The sequence below is a fragment of the Lentilactobacillus fungorum genome, from assembly GCF_016860605.1.
Taxonomy (GTDB): Bacteria; Bacillota; Bacilli; order Lactobacillales; family Lactobacillaceae; genus Lentilactobacillus; species Lentilactobacillus fungorum.
The window spans coordinates 26,097-50,820 of record NZ_BNJR01000012.1 but is presented as its reverse complement, the minus strand read 5'-3'; the positions used below and the strand labels follow the sequence as shown (position 1 = coordinate 50,820).

At 43.1% G+C, this 24,724-nt stretch carries 17 protein-coding genes; 14 read left to right on the top strand and 3 right to left on the bottom strand.

The genetic code is table 11. The annotated features are described in order from the left end of the window. Positions 1-198: 198 nt before the first annotated feature. Complete coding sequence (locus tag YK48G_RS05955; RefSeq protein WP_203629805.1) at positions 199-1,971, top strand: phosphatase PAP2 family protein; 1,773 nt, start codon at positions 199-201, stop codon at positions 1,969-1,971. 101 nt (positions 1,972-2,072) lie between these two features. Here the strand turns inward: YK48G_RS05955 and YK48G_RS05950 are convergent, their stop codons facing one another. Next, entirely contained in the window at positions 2,073-2,909 is an 837-nt protein-coding gene (locus tag YK48G_RS05950; RefSeq protein WP_203629804.1) for an alpha/beta hydrolase, read from the bottom strand. Positions 2,910-3,005: 96 nt separating this feature from the next. On the opposite strand from YK48G_RS05950, the gene queG reads away from it, so the two are divergent. Together queG and YK48G_RS05940 are read left to right on the top strand one after the other, a co-directional pair. After that, positions 3,006-4,223, top strand: a complete 1,218-nt coding sequence (gene queG, locus YK48G_RS05945; protein ID WP_203630083.1) for a tRNA epoxyqueuosine(34) reductase QueG — start codon at positions 3,006-3,008, stop codon at positions 4,221-4,223. A 335-nt stretch (positions 4,224-4,558) separates the two neighbouring features. Then, a complete protein-coding gene (locus tag YK48G_RS05940) occupies positions 4,559-5,335 on the top strand; it encodes a CPBP family intramembrane glutamic endopeptidase (RefSeq protein WP_232365296.1) in 777 nt (258 codons plus the stop codon). 261 nt (positions 5,336-5,596) lie between these two features. Here YK48G_RS05940 and YK48G_RS05935 read toward each other — a convergent pair whose 3' ends face one another. Then, positions 5,597-7,036 (bottom strand): DHA2 family efflux MFS transporter permease subunit, encoded by a 1,440-nt coding sequence (locus YK48G_RS05935; RefSeq protein ID WP_203629802.1) that lies wholly within the window; start codon positions 7,034-7,036, stop codon positions 5,597-5,599. Between the two features lie 283 nt (positions 7,037-7,319). On the opposite strand from YK48G_RS05935, the gene YK48G_RS13605 reads away from it, so the two are divergent. The 3 genes from YK48G_RS13605 to YK48G_RS05925 all read left to right on the top strand — a co-directional run bounded on the left by YK48G_RS13605 (position 7,320) and on the right by YK48G_RS05925 (position 9,737). Then, on the top strand, positions 7,320-7,442 hold the full coding sequence (locus tag YK48G_RS13605; protein ID WP_284692018.1) for a hypothetical protein: 123 nt from the start codon (positions 7,320-7,322) through the stop codon (positions 7,440-7,442). Positions 7,443-7,462: 20 nt separating this feature from the next. Further along, positions 7,463-9,157 (top strand): oleate hydratase, encoded by a 1,695-nt coding sequence (locus YK48G_RS05930; protein ID WP_203629801.1) that lies wholly within the window; start codon positions 7,463-7,465, stop codon positions 9,155-9,157. 235 nt (positions 9,158-9,392) lie between these two features. Next, positions 9,393-9,737 carry a hypothetical protein gene (locus YK48G_RS05925; RefSeq protein ID WP_203629800.1) on the top strand — a complete coding sequence of 115 codons (345 nt, stop codon included), beginning with the start codon at positions 9,393-9,395 and terminating at the stop codon, positions 9,735-9,737. A 233-nt stretch (positions 9,738-9,970) separates the two neighbouring features. On the opposite strand, the gene YK48G_RS05920 is transcribed toward YK48G_RS05925, so the two are convergent. After that, positions 9,971-10,876: an ArsR/SmtB family transcription factor gene (locus YK48G_RS05920; protein WP_203629799.1), complete on the bottom strand. Its 906-nt coding sequence runs from the start codon at positions 10,874-10,876 to the stop codon at positions 9,971-9,973. A 249-nt stretch (positions 10,877-11,125) separates the two neighbouring features. Between YK48G_RS05920 and YK48G_RS05915 the strand changes: the two genes are divergently transcribed. The 8 genes from YK48G_RS05915 to YK48G_RS05880 all read left to right on the top strand — a co-directional run bounded on the left by YK48G_RS05915 (position 11,126) and on the right by YK48G_RS05880 (position 24,295). Continuing rightward, positions 11,126-12,577, top strand: a complete 1,452-nt coding sequence (locus YK48G_RS05915) for an alpha-N-arabinofuranosidase (RefSeq protein WP_203629798.1) — start codon at positions 11,126-11,128, stop codon at positions 12,575-12,577. 112 nt (positions 12,578-12,689) lie between these two features. After that, the gene (locus YK48G_RS05910) at positions 12,690-13,982 is read left to right on the top strand and encodes an MFS transporter (RefSeq protein ID WP_232365295.1); all 1,293 of its coding nucleotides are present in this window, start codon (positions 12,690-12,692) and stop codon (positions 13,980-13,982) included. A gap of 150 nt (positions 13,983-14,132) precedes the next feature. Continuing rightward, positions 14,133-16,442: an alpha-L-arabinofuranosidase family protein gene (locus YK48G_RS05905; protein WP_203629797.1), complete on the top strand. Its 2,310-nt coding sequence runs from the start codon at positions 14,133-14,135 to the stop codon at positions 16,440-16,442. Between the two features lie 38 nt (positions 16,443-16,480). Continuing rightward, positions 16,481-17,974 (top strand): arabinosylfuranosidase ArfA, encoded by a 1,494-nt coding sequence (gene arfA, locus YK48G_RS05900; protein WP_203629796.1) that lies wholly within the window; start codon positions 16,481-16,483, stop codon positions 17,972-17,974. Positions 17,975-17,993: 19 nt separating this feature from the next. Beyond that, on the top strand, positions 17,994-20,402 hold the full coding sequence (locus YK48G_RS05895; protein ID WP_203629795.1) for a glycoside hydrolase family 127 protein: 2,409 nt from the start codon (positions 17,994-17,996) through the stop codon (positions 20,400-20,402). Positions 20,403-20,421: 19 nt separating this feature from the next. Beyond that, positions 20,422-21,372 carry a glycoside hydrolase family 43 protein gene (locus tag YK48G_RS05890; protein ID WP_203629794.1) on the top strand — a complete coding sequence of 317 codons (951 nt, stop codon included), beginning with the start codon at positions 20,422-20,424 and terminating at the stop codon, positions 21,370-21,372. A gap of 84 nt (positions 21,373-21,456) precedes the next feature. Continuing rightward, positions 21,457-23,115, top strand: coding sequence for a glycoside hydrolase family protein (locus YK48G_RS05885; RefSeq protein ID WP_203629793.1), 1,659 nt, complete (start codon positions 21,457-21,459; stop codon positions 23,113-23,115). After that, positions 23,048-24,295 carry a DUF5776 domain-containing protein gene (locus YK48G_RS05880; protein ID WP_203629792.1) on the top strand — a complete coding sequence of 416 codons (1,248 nt, stop codon included), beginning with the start codon at positions 23,048-23,050 and terminating at the stop codon, positions 24,293-24,295. Before YK48G_RS05885 ends, YK48G_RS05880 begins: the two co-directional genes overlap by 68 nt. The last annotated feature ends 429 nt before the right edge of the window (positions 24,296-24,724 follow it).

The following is a 24,724-nucleotide window of genomic DNA, read 5'->3' as shown; positions in this document are numbered from 1 at the left end:
TAAATAGGATGAATGACATTCGGGCTTCTTCGGGTTTCGCATTATGAGTCTGTTTGTAAATATTAAAGTATGATGATTCAATCATTGAATTTTACCTAGTCTTTACCATCTATAAACAAAAAATTTACCCTCTCAATGTATCTTAAATCATGTGGGAATCTTGTGTTCCACACATCATACATTGGGAGGGGTAATTTTATGCGCAATAAACACGCGTTGTTAGTAAACCTAATACTCAGTTCTTTCACCTTCGTTATATCTAGCTCAGTACTACTAACCAATCAAGACACCACGCAAGCCAAAACGCAATCTCAAGCAAAGATTGAAAAACTCTTAGCACCTCATAAGGCTGATTATGGCTACTACGTGGACCAATACTTACTAAACCGCAAAGAAAATACCACGCCGGAAAGCAACCCCGCTACTGCACTATTCACCAATACCTTCGCCAAATATTGGCGGTCAGACGGTACCAAGTTGAACCCCCAGATTCTCCAAGAAAATATTGATAAATCAATCAACATTTCCAAAAATCTCACGTCAGCAGAACAACTTCGCTCATACATCACCGATCGCCAGGACAGTCCCTATGATATGATTCGTGGGCTGGGGGGCTATGCCGAACCTTTCATCGAGGATGCCAACGCAAAGACGCTATTTTATAATTTACCAACCAGTGAATTGCCTGCCGATACGAAGGATGATCCATCGTCGGGGATTGTCTGGGCGGATGAAAAATCGCAACTTGGTGATATGGTTAATTTAGTTGACACCACGGCACTTTGGTACTACTCCTCATCTGGAAACGCCAAAAAGTATTACAAATACATTCGACCGTTCCGGCAAGATCCACGGGTACAGGTCAATCCATATTTAAAAGCTGCCTTTGACGCGACGCCACAAGACGACTATGATTTTCCGAGCGGCCATACCACCCAAGCGTGGGAAACTGGGTTATCGATGGCTTACGCCTTTCCCGAACGCTTTCAACAACTCGTTACCCGCTCCTCTGAGGTTGGCTATGACCGTATTCTAGTAGGGAGGCATTCGCCACTAGCAGTCATGGGTGGCCGAATTCTTGGAACCGCCGTGGCGGCATCTGTTTTGAACAATCCACAAAACAAAGAGATTGCTAAGAAGGCTTACCAAAATGCCCAAAGTGTTTTGCTACATTCAAAAGTCACCAAATCAAAGGATGACTACAAGAACTACCAAACCAATTTGAAGAACTTTGAATACAGGATGACCTATGGTTACAAGCCAATCTTTTCGTCAACTCAAAGGATGCGGGTGCCAAAGGGGGCTGAAGTGTTACTCCAAACGCGGTTCCCATATCTCAATGCGACCCAACGCCGCGAAGTGCTTTACACAACCGGCTTCAAATCGGGTTATCCAATGGGCCAAGATCCTGAAGGCTGGGGCCGATTGGATTTGTTTAAAGCAGGCGCTGGCTTTGGCAGTCTGCTTGGCAATACGACGGTTAACATGGATGCCAAACGAGGGGGATTTAATGCTAGCGATATTTGGCGCAATCGGATTTCAGGTTCTGGTAGCCTGATTAAGAAGGGAACTGGCAAGCTAACTTTGGAAGGGGCCAACTCATATAAGGGCGGTACCTTAATCAGGCGGGGGACAGTTACCGCTGCCAATCAGCACGCACTGGGTTCTGGAAGCTTGAAACTGGCTGATGGTACATTGCGGCTGGCCGCTAAGGCGGTAAATGTGAATGGCAATTACACCCAAGGAAAAGACGGCGTGCTTCAACTTGATGGCAACCAGTTACTGAACGTGATGGGGAATGGGCATCTTTCAGGAAAAATGGTGATTAACTTGAGATCACGGCCGACAAAAAATCACATCTTGATGAAGTTCCATACCCGTTCTGGCAAGTTTAACCATGTCAAAATCACGGGGAAATATGGGCAATATCATGTGAAGTATACCCGGAATTATGTTGAACTCGTTAAATAATTTGCCGGGGTCAGTAAGTCTGGTATGTCTAAAGTTGATTCTAAATGACTAATTATTTCAAAACTCGGAATAATTGGTGAGCTGCCTGATGCTTGCACTTTTTATTTTCCCCATAAAAATCGAATCAACAGTCTGTTCACCTGCGGATTATCGTGGAGCTTACTATGTTGGGCATTTGGGCCGACAATTCGTCGTTCTTGATAGGACTTTACTTGAGGAAGTAAGTATCTAAGTGATTTGGAAGAAGCGTTGCTAACGTCGCCATCCGAGTGGGAGCCGTCATTTTTATCGCCGTAAATGTTTAATACCTGTAAGGATTTTAAGGCACTAAAATGTCGGAGGGCTAATAGTTCTCGATAATGGTGATTGAGTTTGGTGGGTTCGCCGTCGGCCCTTAATTTCATCCGGTTGGGTTGATCATCCATTCCTAAAATACCGTTGAAGTGGCCGGCAATCGTGACCTGTTTTTGCAGCCGGGGGAGTTGTTTGTTTTTAGCATTTGCCAGTAGGTAGTAAGCAACGGCCATATTGCCCATCGAATGAGCGACTGTATTAAACCGTTTGATATGGTACTGGCGTTGCAGTTTGACGATCACGTTTTTGGCCCATTGCCCATCCGCTTGATAGTTGGGGTTACGGGGGTTCAAATAATTGACTTCAACGATGGGATAGCGGTCGGTTGGGGAAAATCGGCCGATCAACGTCACTCGGCCGGTAGAAGAAACGTCTGCGCGAATGATTGCTTTGGTAACGCCCGCCTTGACCGCTGCTTGAACCATGTGGTTTTCAGCGTGGTAGCTGCTGCCATAGCCGTGAAAAAACAAAGTCGGCGTCGACTGGCTGGCGTTAATTGAAACGCTTGATTTGGTGGCGCAACTGCTTAGTAATCCAGTCAGCGCGATAAGTAAGCTGATTAAAACAAGCCGTAATGTTTTCATTTAAAAATCCTCATGTTGGATGCTGGTGTTATCTACGACCGTTATTATAAGCGGATTAACCAAATAGAAAAGCAAAAGGGCTGTGACAGTGATCACATGGTTGTGGTAATATTCAGGTATATCAAACGAGAGGGGCGATTCGCTATCTCAAGTGCAGAAGACCTTAAACAACAAATTATCACGATCAGCCAGCGAATTGGGATTGATAAAATTGGGTTTACGACAGCCGATAATTTTGAATCGCTACGAGAAAGTTTAGTGGCGCAAAAAGCGGCGGGCCATACTAGTGGTTTCGAACACCCAAACATTGACGAACGGCTCAACCCAGGCCTGATTTTTGACCAGCCCCAGTCAATTATCGCCATCGCTTTGGCTTATCCGAGCCGTTTAAAAAGCCGGCCGCCGCGAACAAGATTTAAACGGGGTCAATTTGCCCGGGCATCTTGGGGCGAAGACTATCACCATGTTCTGCGGGCAAAAATGAACCGGTTAATTGACGAAATCCAAGCGATAGCTAGCGATGACGCCCGGTTTAAACCGATGGTCGATACTGGTGAATTGGTTGACGTCGCGGTGGCTAACCGGGCTGGTTTGGGCTTTATTGGCAAAAACGGCCTCTTGATCACTCAGGAGTACGGCTCTTATGTTTACTTGGGTGAAATTATCACTAATTTAAAAATTGCCCCGGATTCACCAATTCCTTGCCAGTGTGGGGACTGTACCCGATGTATTGACGCTTGTCCCGTCAAAGCCTTGCTGGGGGATGGCCGAATGAATGCGCAACGCTGTTTGTCGTATCAGACCCAAACCAAAGGCATGATGAACGCGGAATTTCGCCCCAAGATTCGCAATGTCATTTATGGCTGTGATATTTGCCAACAGGTGTGCCCCTTTAACAAGGGTAAAGATTTTCATTTGCATCCAGAAATGGAACCGGATGCTGAAAAAGTCCGGCCAGAATTATTACCGATGCTGACAATGAGTAACCGCGAGTTCAAAGATCGGTTTGGCGCAATGGCTGGCTCATGGCGGGGGAAAAAGCCCCTCCAGCGCAATGCGATCATTGCACTGGCTAATTTGCGTGATCAATCGGCGACTCCTAAGTTGTTGGCGGTCATGAAAGAAGATCCACGGCCGATGATTCGGGCAACGGCAGCGTATGCGATTGGTGAAGTGGTGCGAAAATATGATCAAAAGGTTGTGGATCAATTAGATAACCAGCTTCGACAAGAAATGGCGGCTCAGCAAACCGATGACATTTTGGCTGAATATCGAAAGGCAATTGCTAAGATTAATCGGCTAATTGTTGAATGAATCAGCTAGAAAGACGTGGCTGGAATTGAGAATTCATTTTCTGGGTGCAAACGAACTTAGACGATATTTGTCTCTTTGCAGGGAGATTGCAACGATAACGGTGCCATCATTCTGGCTCCACACAGCATTGCAATGTACCTTAAGGTGAGCTGTTGACAATTGGCTCCAGCGAGTAACCGGATTGGTTTTGGTTACTTGCTGGAGCCAATTTTAGGTCGAGTTACTTGCAATTTTATTATTAGTTATCAATAATGAGTTCTGTTCCCGAATTGGCATCAGTGGATGCTAGAAATAGTTGCATGATTAACTATCGTTTTTTAGAGGATGTGATTGAATTGAATTCATCAGCAAAACAGAATTTCTGGCAAGTCGGCACACTATTTGTGGCGGTTTTGGTCTTATTGATTGTGATTTATCAAGCTGAAATTGCTGTCGGAATGGGAGAAATTCCACAAATTGTGGTGCAATATATTATTATCATTCCAGTATTTTGGGCGGTCAATTATTATTGGATTAAGCAGCCTATTCGGATTGCACCGCAGGTTGGCTTGAGCCAGCTTACTTTAATTAGTCTGCCCTTTCTTATTTTAGCCATTTATGTAATTGGCCTTTCGTTTCAGCCACACTCAGCGCATACATTTGCACTAGGGCTTGCAGCAGGAGTTGGTGCCGGCTTTTTTGAAGAGTATATATTTCGGGGGATTATTTTTGCAAAGCTCCTTCAATCCTTTCCAAATCTTTCCAAAGCCAAAACAATCTGGGCCGCGGTTATCATTTCATCACTGCTATTCGGTCTTATGCATGGGAGTAACTTTTTCCTTCAGTCGTTTTCTACAACGATGAACCAAATTTTATTTGCAATCATGTTAGGCCTGTTACTGGTTACCTTCTATGTCCGTTCTGGAACAATTTTGCTTTCGATGTTCGCGCACGGTGCGTGGGATTATCTGGCATCGTTAAAATCGGGGACAACGGTTGAAACGACCGCCACTACTGGTGGCGCCATTATTGATGAAGGATCATTGATTATTTTTATCATCGTTTTGGGTTTAGTGATCTTTTATTTACGACCAAAGAAGCTCCGAGAAATTGATTTGAATCACTTTAAATAATTAGGTAGTCTGAAAAAAGCCTAAAATGGAATTTCGGCCAACAGTTAACTGCTGACAGAATTTCATTTTAGGCTTTTTTACGTAAATAGTAGGTAGATTCTTGTCATTATCGTGGGATTAACTATCTCATTTTTCGGTAACTTCTAAATGATAAAAAACTATCAAGTAAATGCGACTGGATTTCAAATATCATTGGAAAGACCCGACTAACTGCTTATCATATGGACTGCTTCCAATCATGGGGCATCGAATTAAAACGGCTTAATTTGTTTGCCGCGGTTTTTTAATTGTTAACGCAACCAGGAAGGCCACAATTGCAACAATTAATGTAAACATTAGTCCCACATGAAAGCCAGTTGTGAAAGCAATTTGATGGTCACCGTTTGATAGCTGCTGGCCAAATGCTAACAGACTGGTAGCGATCGCCGTTGCAACCGCGCCGATAATCTGTTGGAAGGTGTTCATAATCGTACTGCCGTCACTGGAAGTTGCTTGGTTTAAGGCACTGAGGCCAAACGTTTGGGAGGGCGACATGGCTAACGGAGCGCCAATCATGACAACAATATGGCCGATGATCACGTACCACATTGGCGAAGTTGCCCGGGTAAGCATCAATAAAATAAGGCCAATGATAGTGGTGCCATAGCCTAATAAGATAAGCAATTTAGGGCTGACCAAATCAGAAAAACGACCAGCATTTGCGGATACGACGGCGTTGATCACGCCACCTGGCAGCATCACAATTCCAGTTAAGGCGACTGGAATTGCCAATCCATTTTGCCAAAACATTGGCAGCAGATACATTGAGGAAAGAATGATGGCAAAGTTAAGCATCACTAACAAAGTACCAGTTGTGAATTGCTTATTGGCGAAGATGTTGAAATTCAAAATCGGCGTTGAAGAAACAACTTGCCGCCGAATGTACCAAGCTAATAAAACTAAAGCAATTATCAAGGTACCAATCACTTCAAGCGATCCCCAGCCAGCATTTCCCGCTAGGCTGGCCGCAGTCACAAGGCCGCCAAACCCAAGGGCTGAAAGCAAAATTGAAAACGAGTCGACTTTGGGCTTAGTCACGTTACCGACATTAGGCAAGTAGCGGTAAGCTAAATAAAAGCCAATCAATAAAAACGGCACGAATAGCCAAAAAATCCAGTGCCACGAAAGTAAGCCGAGGATCATCCCAGCTAAGGTCGGCCCAATTGCTGGGGCAAACATAATCACCAGGCCAATCATGCCCATAGCCGACCCTAATTTATAAGGTGGGAAGATGAGGGTGGCAACTGTAAACACCAGCGGCAGAATGAGGCCGGTGGCGATTCCTTGAATCATTCGGCCAATGAGCAAAATGCCAAAGTTGGGCGCCATTGCAGAAATTACCGCACCGACAATAAAGTCAATTAGGCCAAATAAAATTAACTGCCGGGTTGAAAACCAGCGTGAAAGCAGAGATGACATTGGTAAGATAATGCCGATTACCAGCATGTAACCTGTTACCAGCCATTGAATGGTGCCAATGCTGACATGTAGCTCAGTCATCAAGCTGGGTAAGGCAATATTCAGCGAGGTTTCAGAAAGCATCCCGACAAAGCCACCGATCAACATCCCGATCATCGCCAAAAATGGTTTGGCAACCGGTTTGGCGGCGACTTCTTTTTTCTTTTGAGTAACGGATTCGTTTGGGTTTAATGATTTTTCCATAAATACATAATTCTCCTGTTCTAAATAAGTAGCGTGAACACAATTGATTACATTACCATAAATAAAATTTTCTTGTAAGGATTATTTTTCATGAATTCGCTTTTACTTTGAAAGTATGAAAGCCTGATGTTAATTGTGAAATAATTCATGAAAATTAACTAGCAAAATGTATCAGTCCATAACCGTTTATTTTCTGGATAATTCTATTACAATTAGAGTAGTAACATGAATCTATCGTTAACTATATTTGTCTAGTGACCCAGTAAGAACAGGAGTGGTTCATATGAAACACAAAAAACTTTTTATTGCGGGGATTGGTTTTGCCGCCCTCGTCGTTTATTTTCTAAAATCAATTGGCTGGTTTGAAGACGAATCGCATCTTTATGATGAGTATGAAGCAAAATAATTAAAATAGGAGGCAGCTAAATGACAAAGAGTAAAGCAATTATGATTGGTGCTGGTTTAGCCAACATGGCCGCGGCGGTTTATTTAATTCAAGAAGGTCATTGGCGGGGGGATCAAATTACTTTTTACGCCCTTGACGATCATGGGGCCAACGATGGGTCAACCGCTAGTGTTGCCGCTGAAGAATATTGGAATAAGAATCACCCGATGGCTAATACCAAAGGGTTCATTGCTCGCGGCGGCCGGATGCTAAATTATCGAACCTACGTTGACTTAATGGACTTGTTAAGTCGGATCCCATCAGCGACAGAACCCAACATGACTGCCGCCGAAGATACTCGCGACTTTGATGCTAAGCACCGGACATTTGACAAAGCTCGGCTGATGGAAGGCGGCAAAGGGATTATTGATGGCGGCAAGCTCGGCTTTAATAACAAAGACCGCTGGTACCTCACCAAACTCATCCTGATGCCCGACTCAAAGGAAGACGAACTCGATAACATTTCGATCGCCGATTACTTCAAAGACGATCCGCATTTCTTCTCGACTAATTTCTGGTATATGTGGGAGACGACCTTTGCCTTTCGGGTTCAGAGTTCGACCCAAGAGTTGCGACGCTATATGCACCAAATGATTTATGAATTTACCCAAATTGAACATTTGGTCGGCGTTAACCGGACCCGCTATAATCAATACGAAAGCATTATGCTACCCCTGATTAATTATCTGAAGCAACAGGGCGTTCAAATGATTCTCAACCGGCGAGTGGTCGACTTTGACTTTAAGAACACCCAGATGCAGGACGAAATTACGGTAACTGGTCTCACTATGGAAAACACGGATACTGGCGATAGCGAACACGTTGATGTCGATGACGACACGGCAGTAATCTTTACCAACGGTTCAATTACTGACTCAGCCAGTCTTGGTGATTTCGATACGCCAGCACCAGAAAACATGGATTACGGTGCAGCGGCCAGCCTTTGGAAGAAAGCGACTGAGCATTTCTATAACTTGGGCAATCCCGACAAGTTCTTCAATGACCGCAATGCCAGTGAGTGGTCCAGCTTTACACTCACAACCAAGGATCATGTTTTACTAAATGAAATTACGAGAATTACGACCCAAATTCCCGGCAATGCCTTGAATTCATTTATCTCGACCAGCCCAATCACTTCAATGGGCACTAAAGACGTTAACATGTCGATTGTGGTTCACCATCAACCCCACTTTACTGAGCAAAAACCAAACGAATCCGTTATTTGGGGGTACTTCTTGTATCCGCGCCGAAAGGGTGAATTTGTTGATAAGCAATACATCAAAATGACTGGTAAGGAAATGGCCGAGGAATTAATCGGCCAGTTGTCCAAAGTTGACCCAGGACCGGGTAACATTATGGACAAAAAGCAGGCTATTATGGATAGCATCGTCAATTGCATTCCAGTATACATGCCATACGCTTCAGCCTTGTTCAACAATCGCGCCAAGTCAGACCGGCCAAAAGTCATTCCGGAACATTCAACCAACTTGGCGTTTACCGGTGAGTTTGTCGAACAACCCTACCAGATGGTCTTCACCGAACAAAGTGCCGTTCGATCGGGCGAAATTGCCGCCTATCACTTTGCCGGGATCCCAATGGCTAAGTTAGTTAAAAATCCGCGGTATGATAAGGATCCAAAAACTTTGGCAAGGGCAACTAAGAAAATGTTTGAATAAAGAATAGTAGTTTACTTTGCAAGATAACGTCAAAAGTGTGTCCCAGCTGTGCGACTAACCACATGCTGGGACACACTTTTGACGTTATGAGACTTCTTAAGAAGATCCCTAGTGATTTATTATAAATTCCTGGGGAGATTATGGATTACTTAATCAATTGATTCACTGTAGACTAATATTGAAAGCGATGTCACTCATTTTGTGAGTTGAATGAGTTTAAGAAAGGAATTTCAAAATGAACAAATTTGTTTATATCCTGAGGATTCTCTTTCAAGCAGTGATGCTTGTGGGGATTTATCTTGTATCCAGTTTAAATGCGGACGGCAGCTTCACGCCCAAGGTTGGTTTTTTGTTTGGGTGGTTGCTTCTATCCTTTGCGAGCCAGTTCTACTTAATGAAATTTGTAGGCCTATATCCAGTTTCAGAAGCGGTGGCCCGCCAGAAGGGGGAACATCTCGGTGAGTTTAATCTATTTGTGGCCATTGGGCTGTTCTTGGCCTATGATTTTTTGGGCCCATTAGTTGTGGTTGCCTTTTATTTTTGGGAGAAACGATTGAAAGCGGAGCAGGCTCATATTTGAATCAAGCAGCTGCGTGATCTAAGACCTTTTGGCGCAAATGATTATCAGTAGAGTTACAAATAGGCATCTACCAAATTCGGACGGTAGATGCCTATTTGTGTATGGATGCAAAGACCAATTAACTTTTCGAAATAAAGATAGGGAGGGTACGGTGAATTGCAAATTTTAAAGAGTTTCTCAATTAGAAAAATGCCTTTTGGTTGAAAAGAACGCCCAACATCATTTTCGGCTGATTAATGATCATCGACATCACTAAAGTAGAATTTTCCCTTAATCCCCTGATCATGATTACCAAATTTATTGCCAAAGATGGTGCAGCCGCCGACATGCTTCGCGTCTGGTTTTACCGCAATTTTTAATGTCCAAGCGTTTTTAGTGGGATCCAAATCTGTGATTAGGGTGTCCGCTGAATGCTGACCGTCTATATATGAGCCGTGTTTTGACAATCGGAATGATTTTAGCATGCCATATTGGTTCATATCGTTATAGACCCATTTGGGGGTATAGCGGCCGCGGATATCCGAGAAATCACCCGGGCTGGTCCAGGTGCCGATCTCTTTGCCATCTAGGCTGACCGTGATGTCCGATGGCCAACGGTTGTTAGAAAATGGAAACTCCGAGCTAAGTTCCATGGACAACTCAATCATTTCCAACTCTTGGTTGGGTTGTAAGTAGTTGGGAACCTGATATTCGACGAACCCCTTTGAGAACCATAACATGCCGGCTTCGTATCGTTTAGGATCCATGAAGTAACTGGGATTATCTACTTTACCAATAAATCCTGTCTGGCCCGCCAAACCACAGGATGGATGAACGTCAAAGTTAGTGAACTGGCCGATTGGCAGCTCAATGTCCCAACTTTCGTAGGGAATATATAACTGCTGGGGGAAAGACACGTTAATCGTATCAATTTGTAGACTAGAAAGTCGTTGATTCCCTTTTTTCTGTGTTTTGATAATGTGGGCCGCTTCGAGTTTATTTAAATGCATAATGGTGATTGCGCTGCTCAGATGAATCGCTTTTGAAATTTCAGAAACGTTCATTTGCTGCTTGGAGAGTAATTGAATAATTCGAACCCGAACTTTACTGTCCAGAGCGGCGAAAACCGGTAATGATTTGTCAGATATATCTAGGTCCATGTTCTCACCTTCAAGGTTATTAATGTTTACGTGAAGTATATCATCAAATTTTAACTGCATCAATTTAAAAAGTTAATATTTTTATTAAGTAAGAAAAAATAACTATATTTTTAGTAAAAAAAACGTTTACATTTATAACTGTAAGCGCTATATTAAAACTGTTAAAGATTTTACCGGTAAATATTAACGACTATATTAACATTTATGTTAATTAGCACTTGTGATGGCTAGACGAAAGGTTTTGAAAAAATGGCAATTGAACTTTTAACTCAAAAAGCTGGTCCGCAAATTAGCAAATACATTTACGGTCAGTTTTCAGAACATTTAGGAAATGGGATTTATGGCAGTCTTTATGTTGGTGAAGATTCCGATATTCCCAATGTGAATGGCATGCGCAGTGATGTTGTCGATGCGCTCAAACAAATTCATGTACCAGTATTGCGATGGCCTGGCGGATTATTTGCTGACACCTATCATTGGCAGGATGGGATTGGTCAAAAGGACAGCCGAAAGAAGATTGTTAATACCAACTGGGGTGATGTGACTGAAAATAATCATTTTGGCACTCACGAGTATTTTGAACTTCTTCGGCAATTAGGAGCAGACGCTTACATCAATGCCAATATTGGAAGTGGTACCGTTCAGGAAATGGCTGAATGGGTCGAGTATATGACAATGCCAGGGGAATCCCCAATGGCTAATCTTCGCCGCAAGAACGGCCGCGAGAACCCTTGGCGGCTTAAATTCTTTGGAATTGGTAATGAATCTTGGGGTGGCGGTGGTAACATGCGCCCTGAATATTATTCAGACGTTTACCGTCAGTATCAGACATTTTTACCACAGTACGATAAGGATCATCCAATCTATAAGGTTGCCTGTGGCCCAAATGAAGACGACTACAATTGGACTGACACCGTGATGCGGTATGCTGGTCAGTACCTTGATGGCATCAGCCTTCATTATTATACATTGCCAACAGGTACTTGGGGTCAAAACAAAGGTGATGCGACTGGCTTTCCAGAGGCCGAATGGGATTCTACGATGACGCGTGCTAAACACATGGATGAGTTGATTACGAAGCATTCAACCATTATGGATCGGTATGATCCCGACCACAACGTTGATCTGATTGTAGACGAGTGGGGAACCTGGTTTAACGTTGAAAAGGGCACTAATCCTGGGTTCTTACATCAGCAAAACACAATCCGCGATGCGATGGTTGCCGCAATTAATTTAAATATTTTTCACAAGCATGCGGATCGTGTTCACATGGCCAACATTGCCCAGATGGTTAATGTCCTTCAAGCGATGATTTTGACTAAGGGTGACAAGATGATCAAGACACCAACTTACTATGTCTTTGATATGTATCAAAAACACATGGACGCTGACTTGGTTGAAGGCGTTGGCCAAGTTCCCAAAAATGTGACTTATACGGCTTCGCAAAAAGATGGCGAGTTAACAATCTCAATCTGTAACTATGATGCGCATGAAGCAGTTGATACCCAATTCAGTGGGTTGGCCAAGTTTACTGAGGTTGATTCTGCCAAAATCATTACCGCTGATAAACTGGATGCTCACAATACGTTTGACGACCCAGACAAAGTGGTAGAAAAAACTTATACGGGCGCTAAGTTCGCTAATGGTGAGTTGACGCTTGCATTACCGGCAAAGAGCGTTGTTTCGGTTACATTAAAGTAAAGGATTTCTTCAAATCTTTTATTTTTAATTAAAAATGTAAACGATTACTTTTAGCAACCAGTTAATGGTCGTTTGAGGTGGTTGGATAACTTAGCAAAGGGAGATTAATAAGATGGCTGACAAAAAAAGTGAAATCAAAAAGCCAACAAAAATGAATGCCGTTAATATGGCTAACGTTTCGGTAACTGATGCGCAGCAACCAAAATTTCCAATTTGGTTCGGCATTGCGATGACCATTGGACCGCTGGTATGGCTGGGGCCTGCTGGAGCGGTTCGTAATACTTTACTACCGCAATATTTTAGCCAAATTGACCCATCAGGAAAGGTTCAAGCGATTGCTGTTTTGGCAACCGTTACGTCGGTAGTGGCCGCCATTGCCAACGTTGTGTTTGGCGCCTTATCAGACTTAACCAGGAGTCGAATGGGTAAACGTAAACCGTGGATTTTGTTTGGTTCACTTATCCAAAATGGGTTGATTGTGTTAGTGGCTAACCTGACCAGTATTTGGTCGATTGTGATTGTTTGGGGGATTGTTGCTGCTGCTGAAAATGCCGTGGCATCCTCAATGGTTGCTCAACAGGCCGATCGAATCGCCCCAAAATGGCGGGGAACTGTCTCAACATTTTGGGCATTGGGCTACACCGCTAATAACATTACCGGGATTATCGCGGCCCAATATTTAGGAAACGTTAAGCTAGGGATGTATGTTTTAGCCGGAATGGGAATGGTTCTTGGCATCTTGCATGTTCTGTTAACAAATGAAAAGAGCAACGTCAATGAACCAAGAGAACCATTCAACTGGAAAACCATCTGGGAACACTTTGCATTTCCAACAGCTGGTTCCCATGATTATTGGTTTGCCGTTGCTGGAAAGTTCTGCTCAAACATGGGTGGCATGTTAATTGGTACCTATCTACTGTACATTTTAACTGATTACATCAAAATGAATCAGGGTCAAGCTGGAAAAATGATGGCGATGTATTCAACAATCACCTTAATTGGTGGCTTGATCTTTAATGCGATTTCTGGACCGATTGCTGATAAAATGGGGCGCCTGAAGCTGCCGGTTGCTGTTTCCGTTGCAATTATGGGGATCGCCCAATTATTCCCATTCTTTGATGCGGCACCTTGGACGATTTACGTCTTTGCCATTGTCTCCTCAATTGCTTCAGGAATTTATGGTGCGGTTGATGGTGCGCTTAATTTGGCCGTCTTGCCAAACAAAGAAACCGCCGGTAAAGATATGGGATTCTTAAACCTTTCAAACACATTATCGCAAATTGCAGCTGCATGGGTTGCATCTGGAGTTGTGTTGACATTCGGTTATAAAGCAATTTTCCCGGCTGCGTTCTTACTATCGCTGGCTGGGGCGATCTTGACCTGGCGAATTAAAGCTGTCAGATAGATATTATCTTCTAGGACCTTCCTTAAAATTATCCAATCTAAGAGATGAACTGCGAGTAGTTCATTGACGTTATTAGAATAGGGGAATTAAGGCGGGTTCTAGTTTTTATTTTTAGGCAATCTATTTTTAATCAGACAAGGAGGCCGAAAATTGAATAATCCGAAGCTAAAAATTGATACGAGCCGTCATTTGGCAGCACTGGGAGATTTATATGGGATCTTTTTTGAAGATTTAAATCATGCTGCTGACGGTGGGCTATACCCTGAAATGATACAGAACCGCTCATTTGAGTTTTGCAAAGTTGATAATGCGACTTACAACGCGACGTTTGGCTGGTCGTTTGAAAATTCGCAGGCGTTTCATATTGGAGAAGATGACCCGCTGAACACTAAAAATCGACATTATCTGGATGTTAAGACCAATGAAGATGCGGCCGTTCTAATGAATGCCGGTTTTAATGATGGCCTTTTTCTCGAGAAGGGCAAGCAGTATCGATTTTCACTGTTTGCCAAGCCCCTTGATAATCACCTCAAGTTAAAGATCGCTATTTTGAATTCGAAAAATAAGCAAATTGTTGCACCTCAAGAAATCTTGATCGAAAGTAAACAGTGGTTAAAATATACCTTTTCAATGGAACCGACAAGTACGACTGATGATGGCATGATTAAAATCGAATTTCCACCCCATTGTCATGTTTTGGTGGACATGGTATCGCTATTTCCGGTTGAAACATTTAAGCAGCGGGCAAATGGGGTCAGAAAGGACCTAGCAGAAGCACTGAAGGCCCTCCACCCCAAGTTCATGCGCTTTCCAGGCGGCTGCTTGGTTCACGATGGGACACTAAACATTGACGCGAGAGATTCACTGTATCGCTGGAAAAATACCATTGGCCCGGTTGAACAACGACCGGCTCGTCGAAATAATTGGGGATACAACCAAACGCTGGGGTTAGGATTCTACGAGTATTTTCAGCTTTGTGAAGATATTGGTGCTAAACCACTGCCAGTTATGGCTGCTGGATATGACCCTCATCATCAGCGCAAAGCTCCCTTGGACCATTTAGATGAATGGGTCGATGATGCCCTTGATTTGATTGAATTTGCCAATGGCGCGCCAACCACGAAATGGGGCAAGGTTCGAGCTGATCTGGGTCATCCAAAACCGTTTCATCTTGAATACTTGGCCATTGGAAATGAGGAAGTTGGCGAAGGCTTCCGCGAACGTTATCCATACTTTCACAAGGCAATTAGGGCGAAATACCCAAGCATCAAACTGATCAATAGTTCGGGACCGTTTGCTGGTGGCGGTGAGTTTGAACTTGGTTGGGAATCGGCAAAGAAATACGGCTCCGATTTAGTTGATGAGCATTACTATGAAGCGCCCAACTGGTTCTTGGCCAACCAACATCGTTACGATGCTTACCCGAAAAAGGGGCCTCAAGTCTTTTTGGGGGAGTATGCCTCAAAAGACAATAAATGGTACAACGCAGTGGTGGAAGCCAGTTATATGCTTGGACTGGAACGAAATGCAGATAAGGTAGGGCTGGCATGTTACGCACCGCTTTTCTGTAACGTTAAGTACGCTAATTGGAAGCCGGATTTAATTTTCTTTGACGAAAAACAGGTGACCCCAAGTGTGAATTATTATGTCCAAAAGCTCTTCATGCACTATCAAGGGACTGAGAACGTTGATTACAAGTTAACGGGTACACCTGAAGCGAAGATGATTGATGATAAACCACTTAATGGTCAATTTGGGTTTGAAGCTGACCAAGCGGACATTGCAGTCACTAATATTGTTTACCAAGATGGGAATCAGCAACCACAACGGTTGGCAGACCAACATTTAACCGGCCGTAAGCGAATCTCCCTTAACAAAATGGTCAGCCAAAGTTATACGATCAGCTTTGATTTAACAAAGACTGGCGGGCGGCCTGATAAGGGTGGCCATTTATTCTTTGGTCATCAGAGTGACGGCAATGAAATGATGTGGATACTTGGTGGCTGGGCCAATGCGGATTCAATCATCAAACAAGTTTACAAGGGTAAGGATAGTGATTGGAATCAATTTAATTGGCATGTAGAGCAAAATCAAACCTATCATTGCCAAATTGAAGTTAATAATCGGCACATCAAAGTTTGGATTGATAATGTACCGATGAACGAGGTGGAGATTACGCCACTTATGGTCCAATCGATCTATACCAATGTTACGTATGACAAAAAGAGTGGCCGGTATTTCTTGAAAGTTGTTAATGTAGGCGATCATGACCTCAAACTTGAGGTTGACCATGACTTGTTTGCCGGCGGATCGATTAATCGGCTTCAAGGTGATCCTAAAGCCGAAAATCACTTGGGAGAAAGTAACCAAATCAAGCAAGTAAGCCAACCATTTCAGGGCGCAACCCTGACAGTACCAGCCTATTCAGTCAATGTGTTAAGCTCGCGATCATTTAAATAATCACAGATTGTTGAAAGTTCAAAGGAGCAAGACGGTTAATGAAATCAAAATTGAAGATTAGTAAAGCGTTACAAATTGCCCCAATCGATCCAAGACTTTGGGGGTCCTTTGTTGAGCAAGGGGGTCGTGCCGTGTACGAGGGCCTTTATCAACCGAATCACCCAACTGCGGACAGTGATGGCTTTCGTACTGATGTTATCAAGGCTGTCAAACAGCTGGGCGTCCCGCTCGTTCGGTTTCCAGGAGGGAATTATGTTTCTGGCTACAACTGGGAAGATGGGATTGGTCCTAAGCAAGCTCGTCCCGTTCGTGCGGAACTCGCTTGGAAAAGCTTAGATAACAACCAATTTGGGCTTCATGAGTTTATGAAATGGTGTGTAAAAGTGGGAACGCAACCTTATCTGGCAATTAACCTTGGGACGCGCGGTATCGATGAAGCTAGAAGATTAGTAGAGTACTGTAATTTTCCATATCAAACTGCATTAACTGATTTGAGAAAACAAAATGGTGCTGATAAGCCGTTTAACGTCAAACTTTGGGCATTGGGCAACGAAGTGGATGGCGATTGGCAAATTGGTCATAAAACGGCATACGAGTACGGACGACTGGCACATGAGACCGCAAAAGTTATTCATACTCTTGATCCGGATGCCGAATTAGTGGCTTGTGGCAGCTCAATGTATTCTAAAGATACGTTTGGGAAATGGGAAAATACCGTCCTTGACGCCTGCTATGACGATGTTGATTATTTGTCTATTCATCAATATTTTGGAAATTCAGATAATGATTTTGCTGAATTTCTGGGGAGTTCTGTGAAGCTGGAGCACTTCATCACCGATGAAATTGCGATTTGTGACTCGGCAAAGGCTCGAAAACGGAGTAACAAGACACTTAACATTGCATTTGATGAATGGAATGTTTGGTATCATTCCAGTGAAGCTGATAAGAAGCAGAAAAATTGGCAATATGCGCCACATTTATTAGAAGACCATTATAATTTTGAAGATGCCTTGTTGATTGGTAGCCTAGCGATTACCCTAATGAAACATGCTGACCGGGTGAAGATTGGTTGCTTAGCCCAGCTGGTAAACGTAATTGCCCCAATTATGACGAATACAACTGGAACCCCATCATTGTGGTATCAGTCAATATACTTTCCGTTTATGCAAGTTGCGCATTATGGCAAAGGAATTGCGTTAACCCCTGAAACTGAAGTGGCGAGTTATCCAAGTAAGAATGGGGATGTTTCTTATACGGACTCAATCGCAGTTTATAACCCAGATGCCCACGAAATGGTTATCTTTGTGGTTAATAAGTCAAAAAATCCAGTTGACTTTTCTGTTGAGGTCAAAGAATTTAAGCTAGGGAAGCTAAAAATGGCGACGCAGTTTGCAGGATATGATATTAAACAAACCAATGAGAACCAATCCATGAAATTGACTGACTTAAAGACTATTAATGTAACGGAAGCCGGGATCAATGCAACGTTGTCAGGACGGTCGTGGAATGTTATCCGAATTGAGGCAAGGTAGGCAAAAGAGGAGGCTTTCGATGATTAAGAATGTTAATTTTAATCAGATCACAATTGATGACGGCGATTTAATTAAACGACGTGATAACACCGTTAGGTACTTATTGACTTTAGATCCGGAACGGTTCTTATTTGAGTTCTATAAGGTGGCTGGCCTTAAACCGACGACCCAAGAAGGGTATGGCGGCTGGGAACGAAGCGATGATGTCAACTTCCGTGGCCACTTTTTTGGCCATTATCTGTCGGCACTAGCTCAAGGCTTATCGACTGTAAATGATGAACAACAAAGAAGCCAAATCCATCAATTGCTTTTAGAGTGTGTTTCTGGCCTTGAAAAAGTCCAAACAGCATATGCCAAGAAGCATCCGCAAAGTGCCGGCTACATTTCTGCGTTTAGGGAAGTTGCGCTGGATGAAGTCCAAGGGGATCCGGTTCCAGCTGCCGAGAAAGATAATGTCATTGTGCCCTGGTATAACTTACACAAAATTTTGGCTGGATTATTGAAGATCGCGGCAATAACCGCTTGGTATGATCGAGAGTTGGCAGCACGAGCCCAACGAGTGGCTGCCAAGTTTGGCGACTACGTTTACAATCGGATGATGAAATTGACAGACCCGCAGCAGATGCTCAAAACGGAATATGGTGGCATGAACGATGCGTTATATGAACTATTTAGCCTGACGCACAACCCGCATCATTTAAAGGCAGCCACTTATTTTGACGAAGTCACCCTGTTTGAACAGCTTGCAGAAAATCAAGATGTTCTCCCGGGACTACACGCGAACACCACGATTCCCAAGTTAATTGGGGCTTTACGGCGATATCAATTATTTAGTAATAATCCTGATGCCGATCAATTTTTATCAAAAGAAGCAATCAATGCCCTGCCGATGTATTTGAAAGCAGCCGCTAACTTCTTTGAAATCGTTACGAAACATCATAGTTATGTGATTGGCGGCAATAGCCAGTCAGAGCATTTTCATGATCCTGATAGTCAGTACCATGACGCTGAATTAGCGGATGGGGGTAAAACCTGTGAAACTTGTAATTCATACAATATGTTGAAGCTTGCTCGAGAACTATTTAGAACCACTGGCAAGCAAGGCTATCTGGATTATTATGAACGGACGTTTGTCAATGCGATACTAGGGTCACAAAACTTAGCAACGGGAATGACAACTTATTTTCAACCGATGGCAGCTGGGTATAACAAGGTCTTTAATCGGCCATACGATGATTTTTGGTGCTGCACCGGCACGGGCATCGAGAATCACACGAAATTATCTGATAGTTTGTACTATGGTGACGCCCATTCACTAGTGATTAGCTTATACTTCGCTAATCAATTGGCGCTGCCTGAACAGAATCTAAAGCTTGATTTGACGACGAATCAGTTACGCAACCACATTAAGGTCGTGCTGAATCCAATTTCTCCAAATAAGTCGGTTGGCCAGATCGACCAATTAAAGCTTCGAATTCCTACTTGGAGTCGTCAGACCAAGATTACCGTTAATGGACAACAAGTTCAGGCTAATGCTGATGGCTTTGCGTACCTAAAGAACGTTATGGCAGGTAGCAAAATAACGTTGCAGTTTAAAATGCAATTAGCAACGATCCCGGCTAGTGATAATGAACACTACATCGCCTTTAAGTACGGGCCATATGTACTTGCCGGGTTGTTAGGGACGTACCGGATAAAAGCTGATCGCCCGGATGGGATCTTAGTCAGAATTGCTGCGAAGGATCAAACTGCCGATTCGACGTTAACCACTGCGGACGATTGGACTCATTGGCAAAACAAGTTAGCTGATGAGCAACTTGAAGATACTAGCGGTAACACCACTTTAACGCTACCGGATACTGAAGAAAACCTCAAATTTGTGCCATACTACCAAGTTTATGATCAGCGTTATGGGGTTTACTTTCAATGGCAGCAAAAAGGCTCCGTTGAGGCAAAGATGCGAGCAAAACAAGTTGCTGCGGTTGAAAGTTTGCGAAAACGGACGGTGGCTGAATTAACTAACTTTGATAACAATAATGGTGAGTTCGAACATCACCTTGAACAAGCGAAGTCAGAGGTCGGCCCTTCGCGGAATCGACGTTACCGAGTCGCCCAACCTGGCGGTAAATTTAGTTACGAATTTGATATTCGAAACGCGCATCAATCGATGTATCTGGTCCTGACATTAAACCAGCAAGTTGATGAAGGCCGTCAACTGATATTAACCTTTAATGATCAGCCAGCCTCGGCAACGGTCATTGTCAATCATCCTCAGGCGCAACCAGTTGATGATCGGGGCTTTTATGAACTGAGGGTGCCAATTCCCACTGAAGTAACGCAAAAAGATAAGGTCAAATTAACCTTTACGGCCACAAAGGGAATGAGCCCACGACTTTATGGCATTCGATTCGAAAATAAAGAAGCATAGAAAACGGAGTGAAGCATAGATGGCAGCATATTTATTTGTTCATTTTAAAGAAAAACGTACCCCAGATGGCGAACAAGTCTATTTTGGAATTAGTAAAGATGGCTTTAAATGGTCACCGGTTAACGATGGCCAACCGGTGTTATGGAGCTATTTTGGTGACAAAGGGGTGCGGGATCTATCTATTAATCGAACCCAATCTGGTGAATATGTCATATTGGCAACTGACCTAAGCCTGGCATATGGCATGTTGAATCAATATCATCACTCTTGGGCTGAAATCTCAAAGAATGGCAGCCAACAATTAGTTCAATGGCGGTCAAAGGATTTGATTCACTGGTCAAAGCAGGAAATGATTTCAATTCCAGGTGCGGAAAAGTTTGGCTGTCTTTGGGCGCCAGATGTCATTTTTGATCCAGCGCACCAGGATTACGTGGTTAACTGGTCTTCACCTTTAAAGCAAGAATCGGGCGATACGAAGGCAATTTATTACAGTCGAACCAAAGATTTCAAAACATATACTGAGGCGCAGCTGTTGTATCAAAAGCCGGATAGTTCCGTTATTGATTCTGCAATGTATGAAGAGAACGGTCAGTTCTATTTGTTTGTTAAAAGTGATAAGAATCCAGAGACCATTATATTGCTTCAAAGTGATCACGTAACCGGGCCATTTTCACGGGTGAACGCATTTGATGACAGTATGAAACAAATTGCGGCTGGCAAATACGAAGCACCGACTGCGTTTCAGCTGCCGGATGGTAAGTGGACCCTTTTTCTGGACTTTTATGGTACGGGCGCTGAAGGCCAAGGCTACGTGCCGTTTGTTGGCAGTTCGCTAGCTGCGGGTAAATTTGAGCGGAGTGACCAAGCATTCTCTTTCCCATATGGGTTTAAGCATGGCACGATTATTCAAATACCAGATGATGCCTATACACACCTGAATAATTATCGGAAAGCACCTTCTGAATATTGATATCGTCTGTAAATAAGTAATTTAGAGAGCACAATCATCGGTCAATACTTGATTACATTTTTAATAATACGAGGAGATTATATTATGTTAACTCATCGACATCGTGCTTTATTACGTGTATTAAGAGGGAGTCTATTTTTACTGTCACTTTTGACATTTGGGTGGATGACAGTTGAATTACCAAGAGCGGCGACTCAAGGAGCTTCGCAGAGCAATACTGTGACAACTACAACGAGCCAATCTTCCCAGTCAAGTACCACAGATTCTAATTTGGTTAATCAAGCAGCAAGTAAGCAGACTAATACCGTGGATAAGACAAACTTGGAAAAAGCATTGAATTCAGCAAAGGCTTTAACAGGTCACTTGTCCGACTATGCCACAATTAGTCAGACGTTGCTTAAAACCGCAATTAGCAACGGAGAAATCTTAGATAAAAGCACAAAGTTTTCTCAAACGGATATTGACCAACAAACAAAAGTTATTAATACCACCATCGATAAAATGGTCAAGAGAAATTATGATGCAAATAGATATGATTCCGTGCCTGTTGGGTATAATAATCAAAATCAGCTTGATACTGAAGGGGCCCCGATTCAAGCACACGGTGGAGGCGTGATTCAGACAACCGACCCTAGTAATGGACAGCCAATATACTATTGGGTTGGTGAGGATAAAAGTCACAACAATGCCTTCTTTAATGGGATTAACCTCTATTCTTCCAAAGATTTAAAAAACTGGACATACGTCAATACAATTTTAAAACCAGATGCCAATAATTCGGCTTTGTTTGATGTCATCATGGAACGGCCCAAGATTTTATACAATGCTAAAAATAAACAATTTGTTGTGTGGGCTCACTGGGAACGTCAGGGAAATTACTCGTCCAGTCAGGTGGCAGTGGCAACTAGTAGTCAGGCTGGTGGGGAATACCACTTTCTAGGCCATTGGCGCCCGGGGGCCGGAACAGACTCAAAGTATCGTAACTGGGGTGTCAAATTACTTAATTCTGATAGCAAAACTGATACCCAGACAACTGCGTTTTATGATGACGGCACAAAGCTAAATGACTATCAAAATGTTACCAAGGATACGGATAACTGGGGGACACCGTCGCGAGACTTTACCCTATTCCAAGATGGTAGTGATGCTTATATTATCTCGACCGAAAGTGGGACAACGATGCGGATTTATAAGCTGAATGCTGACTACACAGATGTTGATAAAACGGCAATGAAATCTTACGAACTGTTTACCAATGCCCGCCGGGAAGCACCAGCGGTTGTAAAAGCAGGCGATTACTATGTAATTGCGACTTCTCAACAATCTGGTTGGAGCCCTAATCAGGGACGTTACTCGTACACAAAGGATATTACTGATCCTAATGGATGGAAGGTAACGACAACTCAAAATAGTGCTGGTGAAGATATTAATACGCCGTTTGGGCTTTTAGGCGATAATTCTACGTATCATAGTCAGCCCACGAACATTTTAAAAGTTAATCAAAATGGACAGACAAACTATATTTATATGGGTGATTCGTGGCTGCCGTCGACAATTGGCGAATCAGGGTATATTTGGTTGCCACTAAAGATCAGCGGATTAGAAGGCAATAGTCCTCAGGTTTCAATGGATTATACACCAGATTGGTCGATTGACACGCTATCAGGAAAGTTGGATGTACCAAATTATCCTTTATTGTCGAAGAATAAACCGGCAACAAGCAAAGGGGGAAAACGGTGTTGAAAATGCGGTTGATGGAGATGCATCCAATACGTACTTCCAACCGCAGCAAGTGCCGTATACTTATACAATTGATCTGCAAAAATCACAACCGCTGAGCAGGGTGGACCTTAGTTTCAGGTTAACGAATGGTTCTGAAACATATAATCAATATACTATTGAGACCAGTAATGACAACCAGAATTGGGTTAAGCAAGTTGATGAAACCGGTAATAACACGCTTGTCGGCTTTTTGAGTCACAAACTCACTGGGAATGCCAGGTACGTTCGACTTTCTGTTAACAAAACGATCAAAGAAAAGGATCATCAAGAAGCTGATTGGGCTGCTGGGTTAGTTGAAATGTCTGTATATGGTCCAAAGATCAGCTCGCCGATCGACAATAATACTGGCACAGATACCAATTCATCAACTTCAAGTTCAACCAGTTCAAGCGCAACCACGCCTTCATCAACTAGCCAGTCAGGTGCTACTTCAACTTCACAAGAACCATCAACTAGCCAGATTGGTAAAGCAGTCTACGCTACCCAGAAGATCTACATGTACAAGAACCCAACGTTCAAGAAGTCAGAACGGGTTGCTTCATTTGCTAAGAAGCCTCGTCTCAACCGACCAATGTTCGTGGTTACGGGTACCGCTAAGTCTTCAAATGGGGTCGCTCGTTACAAGGTACGTAATGTTGAAACGAACAAGACGGGTTACATTACTGCGAATGCCAACTTTGTAAGCAACGTCTACTATGCCAGCGTTCCTGCATCTAAGACCGTCACAGTGATTGCTGCTAAGGGAGTCAACGCCTACAAGACGGTTGGCTTGACTGGCAAGGCAAAGCACTACAAGCAAGGAACTGTCTTGAAGGTGACTGGCATTGAGAAGCACAACTTAACCACTCGCTTCAAGTTATCAAATGGTCGCTACATTACGGCTAATAAGAAGCTCATTATCGGCGGTAAGGCTGCGCAAGCTACGAAGGTTAAGACTAAGAAAGCCATCAAGGTTTACTCAGATGCTAACCTGACGCATGCTAAGAAGACTATCAAGAAGGGTAAGACGATCTCTGTTAAGGGATATGCTTACTCAAGAGCAACTTCAACTAAGAACTTTGGAACTAAACGTTACCAAGTAAGTGGTGGCTACATTACCGCTAACAGCAAGTACGTTTCAGTTGTAAAGACGACTAGATAAAGCGTCGCTCTAATAAGTTGCATAACAAAGTTAGTCGGATTATCAGTTAAACGCAAAAGAATCGTCAGGAGTGGCGACTCTTTTGCGTTTAAGACTAAAATTCGATTGTGAGGTTGCGGATCGGAACGGTTAACCGACGAGTTTGATTAATAAATGTCTATTTGTATGTGAACGAAAAAGATAAGTCGGTTTTAAAAAATTATTTTAAAGCTATTTAGAAAAAATGGTCAAATCAATCTATCTTTTGCACTAAATCCTGCAATTGTTACTTTTTGCCACCAATTATATAACGGGCAGTTACTTTCTAACACCAAATGTACTTTTGATGACATTGAAATCGCTTTCTGACAACTTTAACATTAACAATGTGCACAGGATACAAGAATCAATTGATTTTTCAAAAGACCGTTTTTAGCAAGCCTGTTCAAA

Bases quoted from the DNA above. Each gene is read 5' to 3' on its own strand.
- YK48G_RS05930 (WP_203629801.1), top strand. From the start codon at position 7,463: ATGACAAAGAGTAAAGCAATTATGATTGGTGCTGGTTTAGCCAACATG.
- YK48G_RS05885 (WP_203629793.1), top strand. From the start codon at position 21,457: ATGTTAACTCATCGACATCGTGCTTTATTACGTGTATTAAGAGGGAGT.
- queG (WP_203630083.1), top strand. From the start codon at position 3,006: ATGGTTGTGGTAATATTCAGGTATATCAAACGAGAGGGGCGATTCGCT.
- YK48G_RS05920 (WP_203629799.1), bottom strand. From the start codon at position 10,876: ATGGACCTAGATATATCTGACAAATCATTACCGGTTTTCGCCGCTCTG.
- YK48G_RS05935 (WP_203629802.1), bottom strand. From the start codon at position 7,036: ATGGAAAAATCATTAAACCCAAACGAATCCGTTACTCAAAAGAAAAAA.
- YK48G_RS05915 (WP_203629798.1), top strand. From the start codon at position 11,126: ATGGCAATTGAACTTTTAACTCAAAAAGCTGGTCCGCAAATTAGCAAA.
- YK48G_RS05890 (WP_203629794.1), top strand. From the start codon at position 20,422: ATGGCAGCATATTTATTTGTTCATTTTAAAGAAAAACGTACCCCAGAT.
- YK48G_RS05955 (WP_203629805.1), top strand. From the start codon at position 199: ATGCGCAATAAACACGCGTTGTTAGTAAACCTAATACTCAGTTCTTTC.
- YK48G_RS05910 (WP_232365295.1), top strand. From the start codon at position 12,690: ATGGCTGACAAAAAAAGTGAAATCAAAAAGCCAACAAAAATGAATGCC.
- YK48G_RS05925 (WP_203629800.1), top strand. From the start codon at position 9,393: ATGAACAAATTTGTTTATATCCTGAGGATTCTCTTTCAAGCAGTGATG.
- YK48G_RS05895 (WP_203629795.1), top strand. From the start codon at position 17,994: ATGATTAAGAATGTTAATTTTAATCAGATCACAATTGATGACGGCGAT.
- arfA (WP_203629796.1), top strand. From the start codon at position 16,481: ATGAAATCAAAATTGAAGATTAGTAAAGCGTTACAAATTGCCCCAATC.
- YK48G_RS05880 (WP_203629792.1), top strand. From the start codon at position 23,048: ATGTACCAAATTATCCTTTATTGTCGAAGAATAAACCGGCAACAAGCA.
- YK48G_RS13605 (WP_284692018.1), top strand. From the start codon at position 7,320: ATGAAACACAAAAAACTTTTTATTGCGGGGATTGGTTTTGCCGCCCTC.
- YK48G_RS05950 (WP_203629804.1), bottom strand. From the start codon at position 2,909: ATGAAAACATTACGGCTTGTTTTAATCAGCTTACTTATCGCGCTGACT.